Origin of the sequence: Brachyspira intermedia PWS/A (assembly GCF_000223215.1) — a bacterium.
GTDB classification, from domain to species: Bacteria; Spirochaetota; Brachyspiria; order Brachyspirales; family Brachyspiraceae; genus Brachyspira; species Brachyspira intermedia.
Window position 1 is genome coordinate 1,165,013 of record NC_017243.1, and the last position, 19,424, is coordinate 1,184,436.

General features: G+C 27.0%; 15 protein-coding genes and 1 pseudogene. 10 read left to right on the forward strand and 6 right to left on the reverse strand.

Going from position 1 to position 19,424, the window contains the following annotated elements; translation table 11 throughout:
* The first annotated feature begins 5 nt into the window (after nucleotides 1-5).
* The 9 genes and pseudogenes from BINT_RS05160 to aroA all read left to right on the forward strand — a co-directional run bounded on the left by BINT_RS05160 (nucleotide 6) and on the right by aroA (nucleotide 10,702).
* Complete coding sequence (locus BINT_RS05160) at nucleotides 6-707, forward strand: phosphatase (RefSeq protein ID WP_014487493.1); 702 nt, start codon at nucleotides 6-8, stop codon at nucleotides 705-707.
* Between the two features lie 16 nt (nucleotides 708-723).
* A complete protein-coding gene (locus tag BINT_RS05165) occupies nucleotides 724-1,509 on the forward strand; it encodes a sulfite exporter TauE/SafE family protein (protein WP_234944364.1) in 786 nt (261 codons plus the stop codon).
* A 26-nt stretch (nucleotides 1,510-1,535) separates the two neighbouring features.
* Nucleotides 1,536-2,768: an imidazolonepropionase gene (gene hutI, locus BINT_RS05170; RefSeq protein ID WP_014487495.1), complete on the forward strand. Its 1,233-nt coding sequence runs from the start codon at nucleotides 1,536-1,538 to the stop codon at nucleotides 2,766-2,768.
* A gap of 137 nt (nucleotides 2,769-2,905) precedes the next feature.
* Nucleotides 2,906-3,886 (forward strand): hypothetical protein, encoded by a 981-nt coding sequence (locus tag BINT_RS05175; RefSeq protein WP_014487496.1) that lies wholly within the window; start codon nucleotides 2,906-2,908, stop codon nucleotides 3,884-3,886.
* A gap of 4 nt (nucleotides 3,887-3,890) precedes the next feature.
* Nucleotides 3,891-6,098: a transcript cleavage factor gene (locus BINT_RS05180; RefSeq protein ID WP_014487497.1), complete on the forward strand. Its 2,208-nt coding sequence runs from the start codon at nucleotides 3,891-3,893 to the stop codon at nucleotides 6,096-6,098.
* Between the two features lie 158 nt (nucleotides 6,099-6,256).
* Nucleotides 6,257-7,444, forward strand: coding sequence for an aminotransferase-like domain-containing protein (locus BINT_RS05185; RefSeq protein WP_041177273.1), 1,188 nt, complete (start codon nucleotides 6,257-6,259; stop codon nucleotides 7,442-7,444).
* Nucleotides 7,445-7,691: 247 nt separating this feature from the next.
* Nucleotides 7,692-8,300 (forward strand): rubrerythrin family protein, encoded by a 609-nt coding sequence (locus BINT_RS05190; RefSeq protein WP_014487499.1) that lies wholly within the window; start codon nucleotides 7,692-7,694, stop codon nucleotides 8,298-8,300.
* 157 nt (nucleotides 8,301-8,457) lie between these two features.
* A pseudogene (gene ftsY, locus BINT_RS05195) lies at nucleotides 8,458-9,416 on the forward strand (signal recognition particle-docking protein FtsY).
* A gap of 23 nt (nucleotides 9,417-9,439) precedes the next feature.
* A complete protein-coding gene (aroA, locus tag BINT_RS05200) occupies nucleotides 9,440-10,702 on the forward strand; it encodes a 3-phosphoshikimate 1-carboxyvinyltransferase (RefSeq protein WP_014487501.1) in 1,263 nt (420 codons plus the stop codon).
* Nucleotide 10,703: 1 nt separating this feature from the next.
* On the opposite strand, the gene BINT_RS05205 is transcribed toward aroA, so the two are convergent.
* The 5 genes from BINT_RS05205 to BINT_RS05225 all read right to left on the reverse strand — a co-directional run bounded on the left by BINT_RS05205 (nucleotide 10,704) and on the right by BINT_RS05225 (nucleotide 16,680).
* The gene (locus BINT_RS05205) at nucleotides 10,704-11,591 is read right to left on the reverse strand and encodes an ABC transporter substrate-binding protein (protein ID WP_014487502.1); all 888 of its coding nucleotides are present in this window, start codon (nucleotides 11,589-11,591) and stop codon (nucleotides 10,704-10,706) included.
* A 150-nt stretch (nucleotides 11,592-11,741) separates the two neighbouring features.
* A complete protein-coding gene (locus BINT_RS05210; protein ID WP_014487503.1) occupies nucleotides 11,742-12,473 on the reverse strand; it encodes a polyprenol monophosphomannose synthase in 732 nt (243 codons plus the stop codon).
* Nucleotides 12,470-15,175 (reverse strand): DUF4132 domain-containing protein, encoded by a 2,706-nt coding sequence (locus BINT_RS05215; RefSeq protein WP_014487504.1) that lies wholly within the window; start codon nucleotides 15,173-15,175, stop codon nucleotides 12,470-12,472. Before BINT_RS05215 ends, BINT_RS05210 begins: the two co-directional genes overlap by 4 nt.
* A gap of 85 nt (nucleotides 15,176-15,260) precedes the next feature.
* Nucleotides 15,261-16,289, reverse strand: coding sequence for a 23S rRNA (adenine(2503)-C(2))-methyltransferase RlmN (gene rlmN / locus BINT_RS05220; protein WP_014487505.1), 1,029 nt, complete (start codon nucleotides 16,287-16,289; stop codon nucleotides 15,261-15,263).
* Between the two features lie 151 nt (nucleotides 16,290-16,440).
* Complete coding sequence (locus tag BINT_RS05225) at nucleotides 16,441-16,680, reverse strand: FmdB family zinc ribbon protein (protein WP_014487506.1); 240 nt, start codon at nucleotides 16,678-16,680, stop codon at nucleotides 16,441-16,443.
* Nucleotides 16,681-16,838: 158 nt separating this feature from the next.
* On the opposite strand from BINT_RS05225, the gene BINT_RS05230 reads away from it, so the two are divergent.
* The gene (locus BINT_RS05230; RefSeq protein ID WP_041177274.1) at nucleotides 16,839-17,786 is read left to right on the forward strand and encodes a DUF7916 family protein; all 948 of its coding nucleotides are present in this window, start codon (nucleotides 16,839-16,841) and stop codon (nucleotides 17,784-17,786) included.
* Nucleotides 17,787-17,848: 62 nt separating this feature from the next.
* Here BINT_RS05230 and BINT_RS05235 read toward each other — a convergent pair whose 3' ends face one another.
* A complete protein-coding gene (locus BINT_RS05235) occupies nucleotides 17,849-19,396 on the reverse strand; it encodes a xylulokinase (RefSeq protein WP_014487508.1) in 1,548 nt (515 codons plus the stop codon).
* Nucleotides 19,397-19,424: the final 28 nt, after the last annotated feature.

Below are 19,424 nucleotides of genomic sequence, written 5' to 3' on the forward strand. Positions count from 1 at the left end.
TTATTATGAGTATAATAGCTGATTTGCATACTCATACTTTAGTAAGTGAGCATGCTTATAGCACAGTTGATGAAATGGTGAATTCAGCTAAAGAGAAAGGATTTTTAGCTTTAGCCATTACAGATCATGGTCCTAAATCTAGTGATGGAGCTAAATCAGTGCATTTTAAAGCTATGCATAGTTTACCTAATTATATTAATGGGGTTAGACTTCTCAGAGGATGCGAGGCTAATATATTAGATTATAGCGGAAAAGTAGATTTAAGTGAAAGTATATTAGAGTATTTAGATTTTGTTATAGCTTCTTATCATGAAGATTCTATACAGCCTTTAACTAAAAAAGATCATACAAATGGATATGTTGGAATTATAAAAAATCCTAACATTGACTGTTTAGGTCATGTTGGCAATCCTAAATTCGAATTTGATATTGAATATATAGTCAAATTATGCAAAGAGTATAATAAATTAATAGAGATTAATTCAGCTTCTTTTACCGTTAGAAGAGGAAGCAGTCCTATATGCCGTGAAGTTGCTTTGGCTTGTAAAAGATATGAAACTAATATTATAGTAACGTCTGATGCTCATTCAATGTATAAAGTAGGAGATTTTAAAGATGCTGTAGAATTATTATTATCTATAGATTTTCCAGAGCATCTTATACTTAATAGCGATTATGATAAATTGATTAAATATCTTGGTATATAAAAATGATAGTGTTTTTTTGATTGTAAGTTTGTTAGCATCTGTTATAGGTGCTATTTGCGGAATAGGCGGCGGTATTATAATAAAGCCTGTACTAGACTCTTTAAATGTTCTTGAAGTAAGTAAAATAAGTTTTTTATCATCATGTACAGTTTTGTCTATGAGTTTATATACATTCATAGTATCTAAAATAAAACATGATAGTCTTGTAGATTCCAGAGTTGCAACTCCTTTAGCTCTAGGCGGTATTATAGGGGGAATATTTGGAAAGATGCTTTTTTCCTATGTTATAAGGCTTTTTAATAGTGAAAACATAGCTGGTATTTTTCAATCATCTATTTTGATATTATTAACATTTTTTACTTTAATATTTACAGTAAAAAACATAGGTGATAAAAAGATAAAATCTATGCATATACAAAATATATTTTTATGTATAATAATAGGTTTGGTTCTTGGTCTTTTATCATCATTTTTGGGTATAGGAGGCGGACCTTTTAATATAGCTTTTTTATACTTTTTCTTTAGTATGGATTCTAAAGTTGCAGCTCAAAACTCTCTGTATATTATATTATTTTCGCAAATTTCAAATGTGTTCATAAGCGTTGCTGACGGAGATGTTTTAAAAGTTAATCTTTCTTATTTGATAGTTATGATTATAGGTGGAATATGCGGTGGTATATTAGGAAGATTCATAAATAAAAAAATTAATTCTAAAATAGTTGATAAATTATTTATTATTTTATTATTAATTATTATATTAATAACATCTTACAATATATATAATTTTTCTGTTAATATATAATATACATAAAAAAATGTGAGTTCATTATGTTAGATATAATCATAAAAAATATAGGATCTTTAGTAACAGCGGAGAGTAATACCCCATTATTTGGTAAAAATCAGGGAAATATAAAAGTCTATAATAATGTTTCTATAGGTATAAAAAATGGAATAATAGAGTGTATTGGGGATACTGTTAAAGGAAAAGCTAAGAAAACATTCAATGCCAATGGAGCATTAGTTACTCCTGGTCTGATAGATTGTCATACTCATTTTATATATGGAGGTTCAAGGGAAGATGAGATGTATAATATAATCAGCGGTCATATGAGTTATTCTGACATAATAAAATCAGGTTATGGAATATTATCAACTGTAAAAGATACTAGAAATCAGACAGAGAATGCTCTTTATAAAAAATCAATACCTATATTAGATAAAATGCTTCATTATGGAACTACTACAGTAGAAGGTAAAAGCGGTTACGGATTAACTATTAAAGATGAGATAAAAATATTAAAAGTTATGAAAAAACTTAATGATAGTCATAAAATAGATATAGTAAGTACATTTATGGGTGGACATGTAATACCTGAAGAGTATAAAAATGACAGGGCTTCATATGTAAATTTGATATGTAATGAAATGATTCCTGAAATATCAAAATTGGGTATAGCAGAATTTTGTGATGTATTCTGTGAAAATTGCGGACTTGATATGGAAGAAACTCATAAAGTTCTTAATGCTGCTCAGGCACATCATTTAGGTATTAAAGTTCATTCAGATCAATTAGAAACAAGCGGAGGCTCATATTTAGCTGCTAGATTTAAAGCTATAAGTGCTGAACATTTGATTATGTCTGATGATAGGTCTATAGATGTTATAAAAAATCAAAATGTAATAGCAGTTCTTTTGCCTAATACATCTTTTTATTTGAATATGCCTTATGCTAGAGCTAGATATATGATAGATAAAGGTGTTCCTATAGCATTAGCTTCGGATTATAATCCCGGATCTAGCCCTTCTTTAAATATGCAGTTTATAATGAAACTTTCATATATTATGTACAGACTTAAGCCAGAAGAGATATTGAATGCTGTTACTATAAATGCAGCATGTGCTATTAATAGGGGCAAAGAAATAGGAAGTATTGAGGAAGGTAAAAAAGCTGATATTATAGTATGGAATTGTGATAACCTTAATTTCTTGCTTTATAGTATGGATGATGATTTATGCTCTATGGTTTTTAAATCCGGAGAGCTTGTATATCATAATTAACATATTTTTATCGTTTTTTACTTTGAAGAGTATTGTTTTCTCTTGACAATTTGAGTTTATTTGATTATATTATAAGAATATGCGTATATATCTCTGTACGTTTTTTAGCTTTAAGGGAGTAGTTTATTTTAAATATAATGGAAGAGGAATTATTTTCTAGAAAAGAGTCTGTTAAAGATATTTTCAACATTATAGAAACTAAATTAAAGCAGGGTTTGTTTACGGAGTCTATGGAAGATTTTGATAGGATTATGTCAAAAGATTTTGAATGTGCAAATCTGTATGAAAATATATCCTGTGTTAAATTTTGGATTAATAGACTTGATAAATTTAAAACTGTAGAGAGGAATTGCATAGAGTACTGCAAACTGTTAGATTCTACTTATAAGAAATTCAATGTATTCGTACATGGAAAGTCTTATGATGAGAATTTAATATCGATTAACGCTATTCATTATTATGTATATAATAAGATTATAGAGTTAATAATGCAAAGAAGTACTAATGATATTGAAGGCACGGAGGAACTGCGTTTACTTTCTAATGCTTTTATAGAGTTAAAGGATTATTCTAGAGCATTAAAATCTTATGAATATTTAAATACTATAGAACCATACAATTCTAGAACATTAAGTTACATTGCCATGATTTATGATAAATTAGGCGATGAGAAAAAGTGTAAAATGTATGTGAGGGAAGCTTTATTTTATGATCCTTTAAGTATAGAATTTGAAAATATAAGCATAGAAATAGTAAGAGAAATCAGAGATATAATAATAAAAAGAGGTGTTCATAACAATAGTCAGGAAGAAATAATATTATGGATGAGTGCTTATGGTGAACTTATGAACATATTGGATGTGAAAAGACCATTAAATGAACAGGAGGAATTTGATCTTAGAAGAAACATATCCAGATTGGAAGCAGATTATAGAAAGATAAAGCTTAGAGAAACTACCGCACCTAAACTTTTATCTTCGTATGCATTTTTAACTACGCATCTCATTATGAGACAGAATGATTCTGATGTAGAAGAGGTTAAGGTATGGGGCAGAAAGATGGCTGTAATAGATAAAGATTTGCTGCAATACTACATAAAAATATTAGATAAGGAGTGATAATATGTCAGAAGCTCTACAAAAATTAGAAAACGTGTTTTCAGAAGAAACATTTACGAGAAGACCGCTTCTTAATTATACTACTAAGTATTTTGTTGATTTATCAGGTATTCTCAATGATATAAATGATAATAATGATATAAATTCTGCTATAGAAACAGCTAAAATGCAGTTAGATAAAAATCCAAATCATATATCAGCTTTATATGCTAATGGATTTTTAAATTTAAAAATTGAAAATTATTCAGAAATGAGTTTGGAAAAACTTTTAGGCATTTTTAAAAATGCTAAGAAGTGGAATATAGTTGAATTCGTATCTCAGAAGATTTTAGATGAATATTATGAGAGCGACTATGCTTTAAGATATTTGGCTAGTTATTATCAAAGCACTAACAGGGAATCTGAGGCATTAGAAATTTGGGAAAGACTTATACGTTTTGATGTTTCTAATCCAGAACTCCCTGAAAAAATAGCACATACAAAAGAAATGGCAGGCGATATAAAGAGTGCTGTGCATTATTATAAAATTGCTTTTGAAAGAAATTTAATGAGAGAAAGAGATAATGCAGAAAGTGACATTAAAAAAGTATTGCAGTATGAGCCGGATAATTATAATTACTTGCTTAAATATGAGAATGCTTTAAAAGCTCTTGTAGATTCTAATATAATGATAGATGTATGGAAAATAATATTCTTCTATTATTTTGAGAATAATAAATATAATGAAGCTTTAAAAACTATTAAAAATTTACTTAATTATGAGCAGGATATAGTTGCACAAAATAATAAAAAAGCTAAATTTTTCAGGCATAGACTTGTAGATGTTTATAAGGCTTTATATCCTAATCATACGCTTTTTGAAAAAATAGAAGAAATATCATCTATTATTAATGTTAATAAAAAACCTAAAGATTGTATAGAAATATTTGAAAAGTATATACAATATGATGTTGATAAATATGTTATACATAGAAATTTCGGTGTTGGTAAGATTAAGTCAATAGATATAAATAATGTTAATATAAAATTTGTATCTCAGGAAGATGTAAGAAAAATGACTTTTGATATGGCAATACAATCTCTTACAACATTGCCTAATGATGATATTAATGTTTATAAAGCTTATAGACTTAATGAAATTAAAAAGATAGCAGAAGAAAACCCTACAGAACTTTTAACTATTATTTTAAAATATAGAAAAACAATCACTACAAAAGATTTAAAGCAGGAATTAACTTCAAAGCCTGATATTGTAGTGGCAGAATCAGCCTATACTAAATGGCTTGAAAGTGCTAAAAAATCTGTAAGGGCTTCTACTACAGTTAAATTTGATAAAAATACTTTCCTTTATAATGAGGAAGCTGAAACTTATGATGCTGAAAGTTTATCTAAATTTAATAAGACTGATAATTTCTTTGAGAGATATCAAATATATATGGAATATTTAACTTATACTCCTAATTTAAACTCTGAAGAAGCTAAAGAGATGAATGATTATTTTGTTAATATTTCCAAAGACAAAAAAGCTCCTAATGATCAGAGAATAATAAGTACAATATATTTGAGAAGTCAGTCTAATGCTGACAGCAGTATACCTTTGCTTTCAGATATAGTTAAAAATATTGATGATTATACTCATGTTTATGAGGTTCTTCCTTCTTCAAATTATAGAGAGAAATTTATAAAAGCTATTTGGGACGGCAGGAGAGATGATTATTATAATATAATACTTAAAATGCTTTATTCTCCTCAGGTTAAAAATAATTATCTTATAGTAAATAAATTATTTGAAGATGGCAAAACAGATATGCTTGCTAAAACTATAGATGATATATTCCTTCACTATAGAGAATGTCCTGAATCATTTGTTTATTTTGCTCAGAAGATACTTGACGGGGAGTATTATGATGAGACAGGAGAAGATATCAATATAAATAAAAATTCTCTTATGATAGGTTTGCTTAGTATAATGCCTCATTTATCAAAAATGGTTGATAAGAAAGAAACATCAGCACAGGCTAGAAAACTTTTGAAAATTGTGTATGATTTAGTATTTGATAAGGCTTATCTGCTTAAATTTATAGAGAATGAATCAGAAGAGGATGTTAAAATAATATTTAGCGAATTCCAAAAACTGGTAAATTTAGAACAGCATTATAAAACAGATATTATTTCTGCTGTTATAAAACGTTTCCCTAACTGGAAGATATAATAAAAATTAAGTTTAATAAAGATTAGGGAGATTTAAAAAATCTCCCTTTTTTATATAGTTGTTTTAATAAAATATATTGATAAAAAATAAAAAATTATATAGCATTATTATGAATAGTAGTGTATAATATATAACAAATTTTTTAAATGGATATTATTATGAAATTAAGATTATCAAAAAGAGCATTAAAAGAAGATTTTCAGAGCAGTTTTGTAAAAATTATGCTTGAAGTTGCAGCTAAAGGTGATTTGATATCATTTGCGGGCGGTTTGCCTAATCCTGAATCATTTCCTGTAGAAGAGATTAAAGCGGCAGCAAATAAAGTTTTAGAAACTAAAGGTGCTTACTCTTTACAATATAACAGCACTGAGGGATATGGTCCTTTAAGAGAGTTTATTGCAAATAGATATAAAAAACAAGGTATTGAAATTGAAGCTAGCGATATACTTATAGCTAATGGTTCCCAGCAGGCTTTAGATATTATTTCTTCATGCTTAATAGATCCTGATGACAATGTTTTAGTTGAAGATCCATCTTATTTAGCAGCTTTGCAGTCATTTCATCTATATAATCCTAAAATTCATACAGTTAATTTGAATGAAGATGGTGCTGATATAGATGAGTTTAAAGAAGCTATAAATAAATATGATAATAAATTCTTTTATTCTGTACCTAATTTCCAAAATCCTACAGGTATAACATATACAAATGCTGTAAGAGAGAAAATAGCAGAAATAATGAAAGGTAAAGATACATTCTTTGTAGAGGACAATCCTTACGGAGAATTAAGATTTAAAGGTGAACATCAAAAATCATTTGGCACATATTTAGGAGAACAGGCTATATTGCTTGGTACATTCTCAAAAACTGTAGCACCAGGTATGAGATTAGGCTGGATTGCTTGCAGACAAAAAGAATTATATGCTAAAATGAAAGATTATAAACAGCTTATAGATTTACATACAGGAACATTTGCTCAAGTAGTTGTAAGTCAGTATTTAGAAGATAATGATTATGATGAACATATCAAAAAAATAATAGACTTATATGGCAGACAATGTAATTATATGCTTGAAGCTATGGATAAATATTTACCTAAAGATATGCATTGGACTCATCCTGAAGGCGGTATGTTTATATGGGCTACACTTCCTAAAGGAATAGATGCCGTTGAGCTTTCTAGAAAAGCTGCTGAGGACGGTGTTGTTGTTGTAGCAGGAGAACCTTTCTATGAAGCTAAAAGAGGTTTAGGTACTTTAAGATTGAATTATACTAATTCTAAACCTGAAGATATTGATAAGGGCATATCTATATTAGCAAAAGCTATTGAAAAAATGAGAAAGTAAAAATAATTTGAATAATATTTTTATAAAAGGCAGTAAATGTAAAATTTGCTGCCTTTTATTATTTTATATGATTGTTTTTTATATTAAAGTTAGTATATGTTAACATTATTTTACTATATTATATTTTTTTGTAAAAAAATATTTATTTGTTTTACTTTTTTATGTATTAAAGGTTATATTAGCTATATGTTGCCTCGCATATAAAACAAAAAACAAAAAAACTCTATATTAAAAAAAGGATAAAAAGATGATTAAAAAATCAAGTTTATTTATTTTGTTCTTATTCGTTTTTGCTGGTCTTGTATATGGACAAACAGCTAAATCTACTTTAGATGGTATGATGCAGTCTTATAATGGTGAGATGAATGCATCTGCTAGTTATGCTGAGTATGCTAAAAAAGCTCAAAATAAAAGCGTTGCAGCTTTATTTAAAGCAGCTTCTGCAGCAGAAGCTTTACATGCTAAACTTTTAAATGATATGGCTTTATCTTCTAAATTATCAACTAAAGCATTAACAGCTAAAATCAATGCTATTAAAACTGGTACTGATGTTGATAATTTAAAAAGCGGTATAGCTGGTGAAACTTATGAGTACACAAAAATGTACCCAGCTTTCAGTAAAGTTGCTTCACAAGAAAATAATAAAAATGTTGCTGAATTAATGAACAGAATAGCTTCTGTTGAAAAAACACATGCTGAATTATATAATAAAACTATACAGGATTTAAATGCTAAAAAATCAGTTCCTACAGTATATTATTTATGTCCTGTTTGTGGATATGTTGAAGCAGGTTCAGCTCCAGCTAAATGTCCATTATGTAATGCTACAGCTAGTTCTTTCCAAGCATTTAATTAATTAAAAAAATAATTGATTCGTTAATTTTTTTATAGAGGCGAAAGCATTGATAATATTTTATTATCAATGCTTTTTTATATCTTGAAAAAATCTTAATAGTTTATATAATATTCTAAATAAATTTTATATTTGGAGAAATTGATAAATGCAATCTACTATGCCGTATATGAATATTATAATAATAGCATGCTGTGTACTTGTAGTACTTTTGATTTTAGTTTTAGTGTTAATGAAAAAAACAAGAAACCTAAAGTTTCATTAACAAGTTCTAAAAGTAAATTTTCATTATCATCATTATTTAATACTTCATCTATTAATGATGAATTTTTTGCAAGTTTGGAAAATACATTAATAACAGCTGATGCTGGTGTTGAAACTACAAAAGATATTATTTCAAAACTTAGAGATGTAATAGAAAAAGAAAATATAAAAGATCCTGCTGAAGCTAAAAAACATTTAAGGGAAATTTTAATATCTAAATTCATTTCAAAGAAAATAGAACTTAAAGATAAAACTATACTTTTTATAGTTGGTGTTAATGGAGTAGGAAAAACAACTTCAATAGCAAAATTAGCTAATATATTAAAGAAAGATCATAAGGTTATATTAGCGGCAGCAGATACATTCAGAGCCGCAGCAATAGAGCAATTAGAGGAATGGGCTAATAGACTTTCTGTTACTATAGTAAAAGGTCAGCAAGCCGGAGATCCTGCAAGCGTATTATTTTCAGCATTAGATAAAGCTAAAGCAACAAATGCTGATATAGTGATAGTTGATACTGCAGGAAGATTTCATAATCAGGAGAATTTAGTAAGACAGCTTGAAAAGATGAAGAAAATAGCTACAGAAAGATTTACTGAATTTAAATTTGTACCAATATTAGTATTAGATGCCAATGTTGGACATAATGGAATAGAGCAGGCTAAAGTATTTACTAATGCTCTAGATATACAAGGTGCTATAGTTTCAAAATTAGATAGTACAGCTAAGGGCGGGGTAGCAATAAGTATAGCTCATTATTTATCTCTTCCTATATATTATGGAGGATTTGGAGAGAAAGTTGATGATTTCAAAGAATTTGATGCTGAAAGTTTCGTTGATTCTATATTACAATAATTAATAATCATTGGAGTTATATTATGTCTTTCACTGTTAAACCTTCAGAAATTTTCGGTTCTATATACATTCAAATGAGTAAAAGTGATGCTCATAGAGCTTTAATAGCTTCATCATTAGCAAAAACTCCAAGTATCATAAAGCATTGGATTGATAATGTTAGTGTGGATGTGGAAGTTACAAAAAATGCTGTGTCTAATTTTGCTGATTTAGAAGTCATTGATGATGGTATTAAAGTTTTTCCTAAAAAAGAATATAAAAAAGAATTAACTATAGATGTTAAAGAGTCAGGAAGCAGTTTAAGATTTCTAATTCCTATAATGTCTGCATTGGGAATAGCATGCACTTTTACAGGTTCTAAAAAATTATTTTCAAGACCTATGGAAGTTTATAAAAAAATATGGAAAGAACAGGGATTAGAATTTATTCACTCTGAGAATTCCATTAAAATATCTGGGCAATTAAAATCTTCAAATTTTAAAGTATTAGGAAATTTGAGCAGTCAGTTTTTGAGCGGACTTTTATTTGCATTGCCTTTGCTTGATGGTAATTCTAATATTATTATAGACGGAGAATTAGAGTCAGAACCCTATGTTATGATGACTTTAAAAACACTTAAAGCAGCAAATATAGAAACTTTAAGGCATGATAATAATATAATAGAAGTATACGGTAATCAGGAGTATTCAGGAATTGATTATGAAGTAGAATCTGATTGGTCGCATGCCGCTTTTTTTGCTGCTGCTGGTGCTTTGGGTGGTGAAACTACTTTATACGGTCTTAATAAATATTCTATTCAAGGTGATAAGGAAATACTTAATATATTAAAATTTATGGGTGCTTCTGTTTCTTATAATGATGATAGTTCTATTACAATAAAGAAAACTAACAGATTACATGCACTTGATATAGATATGTCAGATATTCCAGATTTGGGACCTATAATTACAACTTTGGCTGCTACTGCAAAAGGTAGGACAAGGTTATATAATGCCGGAAGACTGAGATACAAAGAAAGTGATAGAATGAATGATTTAATGGATAGTTTTTTAAAGATAGGTGCTAAGATAGAAGTAACTGAAGATGAAATATTAATAGAAGGTGTTGAAAGACTTAAGGGAGGAGATACTACTTCTCATAATGATCATAGAATAGCTATGTCCCTTGCTGTTGCTTCTGCTGTTTCTGATAATGATATAATTATAGATGATGCTGAGTCTATAAATAAATCATCTTTTAATTTTGTAGAGCAATTTAGAAGTATAGGCGGTAAAATAGAATTATAAATTATAATATATTTGTAAGCATTGATAGCTGTATATAATTTGTTACAGGTGTGGTTTCTTTTATAATTTTAGAATCTAAAAATATATTTTGCTGTACTTCATACCATTTTAATATTTCACCTGAAGTACATGCATTTTTTATATCTGATGAAGAGAACCATATTCCTGTATCTATTTCATTTTTTACGGACTTTATATCATTTCCTGTAAGTTTTGCTGTTAATTCGGCTGCCTCATATAAATTGTTTTTTCTATAATCCATAGCTTTTAATATAGCTCTTGAAAATCTTTTTACTATATCAGGATAATTATTTATATATTCTGCTGTTGATACAAAACTACTTGTTAATGTAATTTCATCACTATAATTTGTAATATCTGCTAATAGATTATAATCATTTGGAATTTTCTCAGTAATTTCTCTTGCATAAGGATCCCATGTTGATACAGCATCAACTTTTCTATTTATTAGAGCATTAGCTAGATTAGTAATATTAATATTTGTCAAATTTATATCTTGCAATTTTATATTATTATTTTTCAATACTGCATTAAGCATAGCTTCGCCTGAAGTGCCTAAATGAGTTGCTACAATCTTTCCTTTCAAATCAGAAATGCTGTTAATACCTGTCCATTTTCCTGTTATTATTTTTTCACCTTTACTTATTCCATTTGGTATTAATATTTGCACATCTCCATTTATAATCAAAGAATGTGCAGCATGACCAATATACGTAAAATCAACTTCTTTAGAAATCATTGATAAAATTGCAGCATGTCCGTTAAAAAATTGAAATAGTTCTGCATCTAAATTTTCTTCTTCAAAGAAACCTTTTTCTTTAGCTATTGCAACGGCAGAAGCTCCAGCGAATTCATATAGATATCCCACTCTTATTTTAGTATTTGCAGGCTTTTCTTCTTCTTTGTTGTTATTGCATGATATTAATGTTATTATAATAAAAAAATATAAATAATTTTATTCATAATATATATCCTATTATATTATAAAATTGAAATATGGTAATATCAGCAATAATATTTATTTGGATTGATTATTAAAATATTTCTTTTTATTTCTAAATCTTAAGCGTACTACTCTAAATAAAGCTTCAGCTATAATATTTTTAGACATTTTTGATTGTCCGCTTCTTCTCTCATAAAATATTATAGGTTCTTCCTCTACTTTATATCCGTTACTTTCAAAAGAGTAATTCATTTCTATTTGGAAAGAATATCCTGCTGAAAGTATATTATCAAAATTCATATTTTTTAATACAGATACTCTAAAGCATTTAAATCCGCCTGTAATATCCATAATTTTAGAACCTAATATAAATGATGCATATCTGTTTCCGTAGTATGAAAGGAAAAGTCTTCTTAAAGGCCAATTTACTACACTTATTCCGTTACAATATCTTGATCCTATTACTAAATCTAATTTTTCATTTTCCATTCTTTCTATAAATTTAATTACAAAATCAGGGTCATGGGAGAAATCAGCATCCATCTCTATGACATAATCAGGATTGTATTGGAATGAATGTTTAAATCCAGCAATATATGCAGGTCCTAATCCTTCTTTTTTTTCTCTTTTTAATAAATGTACTCTATTATTTGATAAATATTTTTCTACTATACTTGCTGTACCATCTGGGCTATTATCATCAACAACCAAAATTTCTATATATTCAGGTAATGATAATACTTTATTGAGCATTTTTTCTATATTATCTTTTTCATTATATGTAGGTAATACTATAATAGCTTTCATTTTGTATCTGATTGTCTCCTGTTTCTTTTTGCTACTTTTAAAGTTTTTTGCATATTCTTTTTAATGTAATTATCTATATTAAACATAATATACTTAACATACCTCACATATGAAGTTCTAGGATCTATTATGTTTTTATATGAGAATATTTCATTATTATCTATAGTATAGAATACAATATCTCCAAATAAAATAATATCATTATCATCTATTGCATTATCCATACCCATAAGATTGATTTTTATTCCAACTGATATAGATGTATCTATGATTTTATATCCGACTATATATGAATTCTCATAATCTAATTCCATATCAAGATAATCTATCAAATTTTTAAAAGTTTTTATTTTTACTTCTTTATTTCTATATTTTACAATGATGTTTTCTTTTATATCTTCATCTTCAAAAGAGAAATTAATATTCTGCATTTGATTGAAAGGCTGTTTTATTTTTAAATCTGTTAATAATTGTTTAGCCTTTTTTATTTCTTCATCTGTCATTTCTACAGGACTTGCCAATGATAATTTATACTGTTTATTTAATTTAACTTCTTCATTATTATCTATTGAAAAGAAAGTATTTGATTTTCTATCGTATTGAACTTGTTTTAATATTTTGTCATTCTTATTATATATAGTCCATATAAAAATATCTGCTAATGTACTCATAACATAATTTTCTGCAAATATTTTTTTCCAATCATCTGCTAACCATTTTTTTCCTGTCATTAATGCTTTGTTAAGTCTTGATGCTTGAAATTTATATGAGGCTTTTATATTATTTTTTATGCTGTAAAACTCTTCTAATAAATTTTTACTTATATTATGATATTTATCTATTTTGGATACATATTCTTTTTTCTTGTTATCAAATATTTTTTCAATATCTAATTTTTCATTTATATATAATGTGAAAGAATAAGAATCATCTTTTAATAATTTCTTACCTTCTTTGTCTATACCAAAATCAAGTATTATATTATCAGCTAATTTATCCTCAGAAATATCTAATTTTTTTGCAGCGGCTTTAAATGCTAATTTTGAAGTATTTTTGATTTGATAATATTTTATATTGTTTGATACATAATCAATTAGAATAAGAGAGTAAAGACTTCCATTGAATGCTAATGTAGATATAGCATAATTAGCAAGAGAAATTCTTCCTGATTCGCACCATTCTTTCAGATTATATCCAACTTTTTCTATTTTATAGTCTGATTCATATACTAAATATGGAATCATTACATATTTATAAGTTGTATCAGCACCTTCAAATATCCATCTTTCATATATAGTTTTTATTACATTAATAAATGAATTAAAATCAAAATACGAAATTAGTTTATCTAAGTCTCTTATTTTTGTAGGTGCTTTTAATCTTGAATATTCCAAATATATATATTTTATTACAATAATAGGTATATTTTGATTAGAGTCTTTACTTTTTACTCCATATAATAAAGATTCATCTAAGCATAATAAATTCTTTTCAAATTTTTTATTATAATTCTTATTTACGAAATTAACTATGCTATCAATATCTTTAAAACCTGAATTAATTATTTTTTTATTTTTCCATCTTTTAAGTATATCTCTTGCCAAATCATTGTCTAAAGTTTTTAAATATTCATAAGATTCTTTTTTCTTACGATTGATTATTTTTATTGCTGCTTTTCTTATATTTGATGATTGATTTTCCAAAAGTGAGCATAATATTTTGCTTGATCCGAAATCTATATCTTTACTATAAAGCTCATTTAAAAATGGTATAAAATTTTTACTGTTTTTAGTAACTTTTTTTACAAAATTTTTATTGGAAAATAGGCTTTCAAAATATTCTGAATTCTTTTTAATAAGAGAATAAAAGAAACTATTAAATTCTCTGTTTTTTATTTGAACAGCAAATGAATCATAATATGATATTCTATCATTATAAGAATAAAAGAATATATAAGAAATAATAATATCAGCTAAAGTTATATTAAGATTAGTTAAATAATCTAAACTTTCTTGATATGTTGTTGCAAATCCTTCTTTTCTTATTAACATTATATAAGTTAATGCTTTATAGCTATTAGTTTTTAATATTATATTAAGAAGTTTTTTAGCTTTTTTTGAGTAATCGGATAATAATAAAATATAGTATATTCTATAATTATTCAGTAATGATTTTTTTATAAATTCTATGTCACTATTGCTAGGAGCTCTCTTTATATGATATGGTGTATATGGCTTCAAAGCACTAAAATAACCAAATGCAGATTTTTTTACATGGAATTTTTTTATTAAATCGTATCTCTTATCATCTTCATATATTATATCATCATTTATTACTGTAATACTATTAGGTGTTCCTAAATGTTCTACAACATTATATTTAACATAATAGGAATCATATATTTTTTGCATTAATAAATCTATTTTTTTTTCAGCTATTTTTAAATTAGCTTTTTCATCTTCATTTTTTAATAGAATTGCTGTTAATATTAGGTATATTCCGCAGTTATTACTTGTTTCTAATGTTTTATATAATGAATAAAAATATTCTTTATCTTTGTTATATGTATAATTAGCTTCTCTCAAAAAATCTAATGCATATATATCATTTTCTACTATTCCTCTATTAATGACACATATCTCTTTTTCTAAATTGTATCCTTCATATCTTTTGCTGAATAGAGAACTATTAAATTTTTCCATAAATTACTCTTTTATACATTTTATATATCTACTTAATTATACTATATTATACTATAATTAAATAAATAATAAATACTATATTGATTTACATGTTTTTTACTGCCAATTGTCCGCATCCAGCTAATATTTCCTGTCCTTGTTTAAATCTTTCAACAACTTCTATTCCATTATCCTTTAATATAGATTTAAATCTTAATATAATATCTTTATTTGGTCTTTGTAATTCAGGAGCATGCTCAACTGGATTCATAGGTATAACATTAACTTTAAAAGGGAATTCTTTTTTCAAATTTACAAGTCTGTAAGCATCATTAACAGAATCATTAACATCTTTTATAAGAACCCATTCAAAAGTAATCATTCTTTTGCCATTTCTGCTGTATCTTTTAAGTATTGCCATAAGATTTTCTATAGGATATCTTTTATTAATAGGCATTATTTTATCTCTTACATCATTTTTTAATGAATGTAAAGAAACAGCCAATCTGCAGTCTAAATCTCTTTCTATTAATTGTTTTATTCCTGCAACTTCTCCTGATGTTGATATTGTAATATGTCTTATGCCTAAATTAAAACCCTTGAATGAATTTATAGTATCTATCGCTTTAAAAAGGTTTTTAGTATTTGCTAAAGGCTCACCCATACCCATAAACACTATAGAATTAACTTTTTTTGTTACAGCTCTCATAAGTAGAAATTCAGCAAGTATCTCATCAGCAGTTAGATTCCTCGATAATCCCATACTTCCTGTAGCACAAAAAGCACATCCGTATCCGCAGCCAACCTGAGATGATAAACAAAAAGTTACCCTGTCTTTTTTATTTAAGATAACAGATTCTATTTTCTTCTTATCATATAGTGAAATTAGTAATTTTTGTGTTCCATATTCATCTTCTGATATAGTTTCTATTTTTGAATTGTGAATAAAGTAGTACTCATCTAATAAATTTCTCAAATTCTTAGGTATATTGCTCATATCCTCAAAACTTATAGCGTATTTTTTATATATCCAATTAAGTATTTGTGAGGCATGGAATTTAGGGAAATCATTTTCTATACAGAATTTAGATAATTCCTCTTCTGAAACATTCATTATAGATATTTTTTTAGCCATATTATAATGTAACAACCTTTTTAAGATTTAAATAAAAAATTATAATAGCTGATAACATATTATTCATAAGCTATCAGCTAATTATTATGTACAACTTCATTGTATTATAAAATATTTTGTGCTTATAACCTATAAGCTATTATTTAACCCCTCAGCAGCTTTTAGTAGAGGAGCTTCCAGAATTACTGCTTGATGAACTAGAACTGCTGCTATTTTTATAATCATTAACATAGAAACCTTTTCCTTTGAAGATGATGCCGCTATTTAAAGATATCATTCTTTTAGCTTCACTTCCGCATTCTGGGCAGTTTGCTTTAGCTTCAGCGGTTATTGATTGAAATTCTTCAAATTCATGTCCGCATTTTTCACATTTATATTCATAAGTAGGCATAATTTTTTCCTTTTAAAATTAAATTATAGTTTAATAATATATTATTTAATTTAAAATCTGTCAAGTGAATTTATTTCTACATTATTATGGCAGTATTTTATGTTGACAAATGCACTTCTAACTTTATACTTAATGAATCTAAATATAAGGACTATTTTATGAATAAAAGAATTTTTGAATTAAATTCGGAAGATGTTTTAAATATGAATGCTTCTTTACTAAAAGAAGTTATTAAAAAATCTGAGGGTAGGTCTGTAATGGCTGAAGTATGCTGCGGTCATCAGTCTTTCATAGATTCTGTTAGTAATGCTGAAACTGCTTCTGCTTTTGGAGCTGATTTAATAACTTTGAATTTATTTGATATGAATAAGCCTTTCATTTGGGGGCTTTATGAAGAAAAACATGATGCTTCAGAAAAAATATGGCTTGTATCAAAATTAAAAGGCTTAATCAATGAAGTAAATAATACTAATGAAAATATTATTAGAGATTTGAAAAAAGTTACAGGAAGATTAATAGGTGTTAATCTAGAGCCTGTTCCAGATGGAAGTAATTATAATTCAGGTTTTAGAGCTTCAAAAGAAAATTATGAAAAACTTATTAAATATGGTTTTGATTATGTTGTTCTTACAGGTAATCCAAATACAGGTGTTACTATAGAAAGTATATCAAAGGCTTCAAGAGAATTAAAAGATATATGCGGAGATAAAATTCTTATAGTTGCAGGTAAAATGCATGGTGCAGGCGGAGATAATGTTTATTCTATGGAAGAGCTTGACAGTATGGTAAAAGCAGGTGCCGATGTTGTTATGGTTGGAGCTCCTTCAGCACTTCCTGGATATACTGTTGATTTTGTTCATGAACAGATAAAAAGAATACATAGTTTAGGTGCTTTGGCAAAAACTGCAATAGGTACTTCTCAAGAGGGTGCAGATGTAAATACCATTAGAGAAATGACATTATGGTCAAAAATGGCAGGTGCTGATATAGTTCATATAGGAGATGCTGCCTGCGGAGGAATGGCATTGCCTGAAAATATTATGGCTATGTCTATTGCAATTAGAGGAATAAGACATACATACAGAAGAATGGCTTATAGAAAATAAGCTTTAATAATAATAAAATAAAGCTGTATTATTATAGTACAGCTTTATTTTATTATTATTATTTATTTTTTATTTATTTCATGAAATTTTTCTTTTAAAAGCATCATATAATCATGATATTTATTTGCAAGAGCATCATCAGGTTCTATGAACGTATTATCAATCAAGGAATTTCTTATATCATCTAATGAAATCTTTTTTCCTAATAATAAAACTGCAGATATAGCAGCACCAAGAGAAGCACCTCCTGAAGGAAGTATTCTTATAGGGCATTTCCAAATATTTGCTATTATTTTTAATATTTCTTTATCTTTTGTAGGGCCGCCTGTAACTGCTAGATCTTTTTTATTTTCAGAAGTAAATTGTTCAGAGTATAAAGCTACTAGTCCCAAAGAACTTAATACTATACCTTTATAATCATTATCAAAAGAAGGTTCTGAATGATATCTTTTTATAGGGAATGCTCTGCTTATAGGTACTGATTCATTCTCTTTCTGCCATAGAACCAAAGGCATATTATCAATATTTTTTTCTAAAGATTCTGTTATTTCTTTATAGTTTCTAGTATATAATTTCATGATTTCATCCCATACCATAGCACCATTAGTACGGCAGAATATCATAAAAGGATTTCCTATTCCATCATACATAGCATTTGATACGCCTGAATAATCTCTGCTATTCTCATCAATATTAAGCATATAAACAAAACTAGTTCCTAATGATAATATATCGCCTTTATATAAAACTTTTGTTTGAGGATTATCGCCGCTTCCTATACCGACTATGCATTCACTGTCGAATCCGTATTTTTCCGCAAAATATTCGCATATATATCCTGCAAAACTAGAAGGATCATTTATATTTCCTAATTTTTCTTTTAAATCATTTGATACAGTATTTAATAAGGTGTCATTCCATTCTCTTTTTGTATAATCCATTAAACTCATTCCGGAAGCATTTCCAAAATCTACAGGTATATTATCTTTTGCTGTTAATATTGATGCTATAAATGTATTTAATAAAAATATTTTGTATGTATTTTTTGATAAGTCTTGATTATTATCAAAATTATATTTTATCACAGCACCTGTAAATCTAAGAGGGGAATTTGAAGCGGTTATTTTTATCATATTGTCCTTTCCGCCAACTGCATTTCTCAATTCTTCAGCTTCTTTTTGGGTGCATGAAGTTCTCCATATAGGTGCATAATCATAAGAATATGAATCATTTAATAATTCAGCTAAACTATTATTTATTGATGATTTGTCTCTTAGTTTTTCTATATTTGATTTATATTTTTCTGAAAGATAAACATGTCCATGCTGCTGTGCTGATATTTGTATTGCTTTTATATCTTTAGTGTTGAATTTTTCTTTAAGTTGTAATAGTGCTTTATCTAATGCTGATAAAAAAATATTTATATCCTGTTCAGCTTTTCCATTTATATTTGAATCTATCAGCAATGTATTTTTATTCATTTTTGAATATTTTATTTCTTCTAATGAATTAAATGCTATAGAAATATTTAATTCATTTTTATAATTCTCGCAGTTTATAATACTTAAAGTTATACTTTGAGTGCTTAAGTCTATTCCTAATGTATGCATTTGCTTATCCTTGAAAAATATTTGTTAA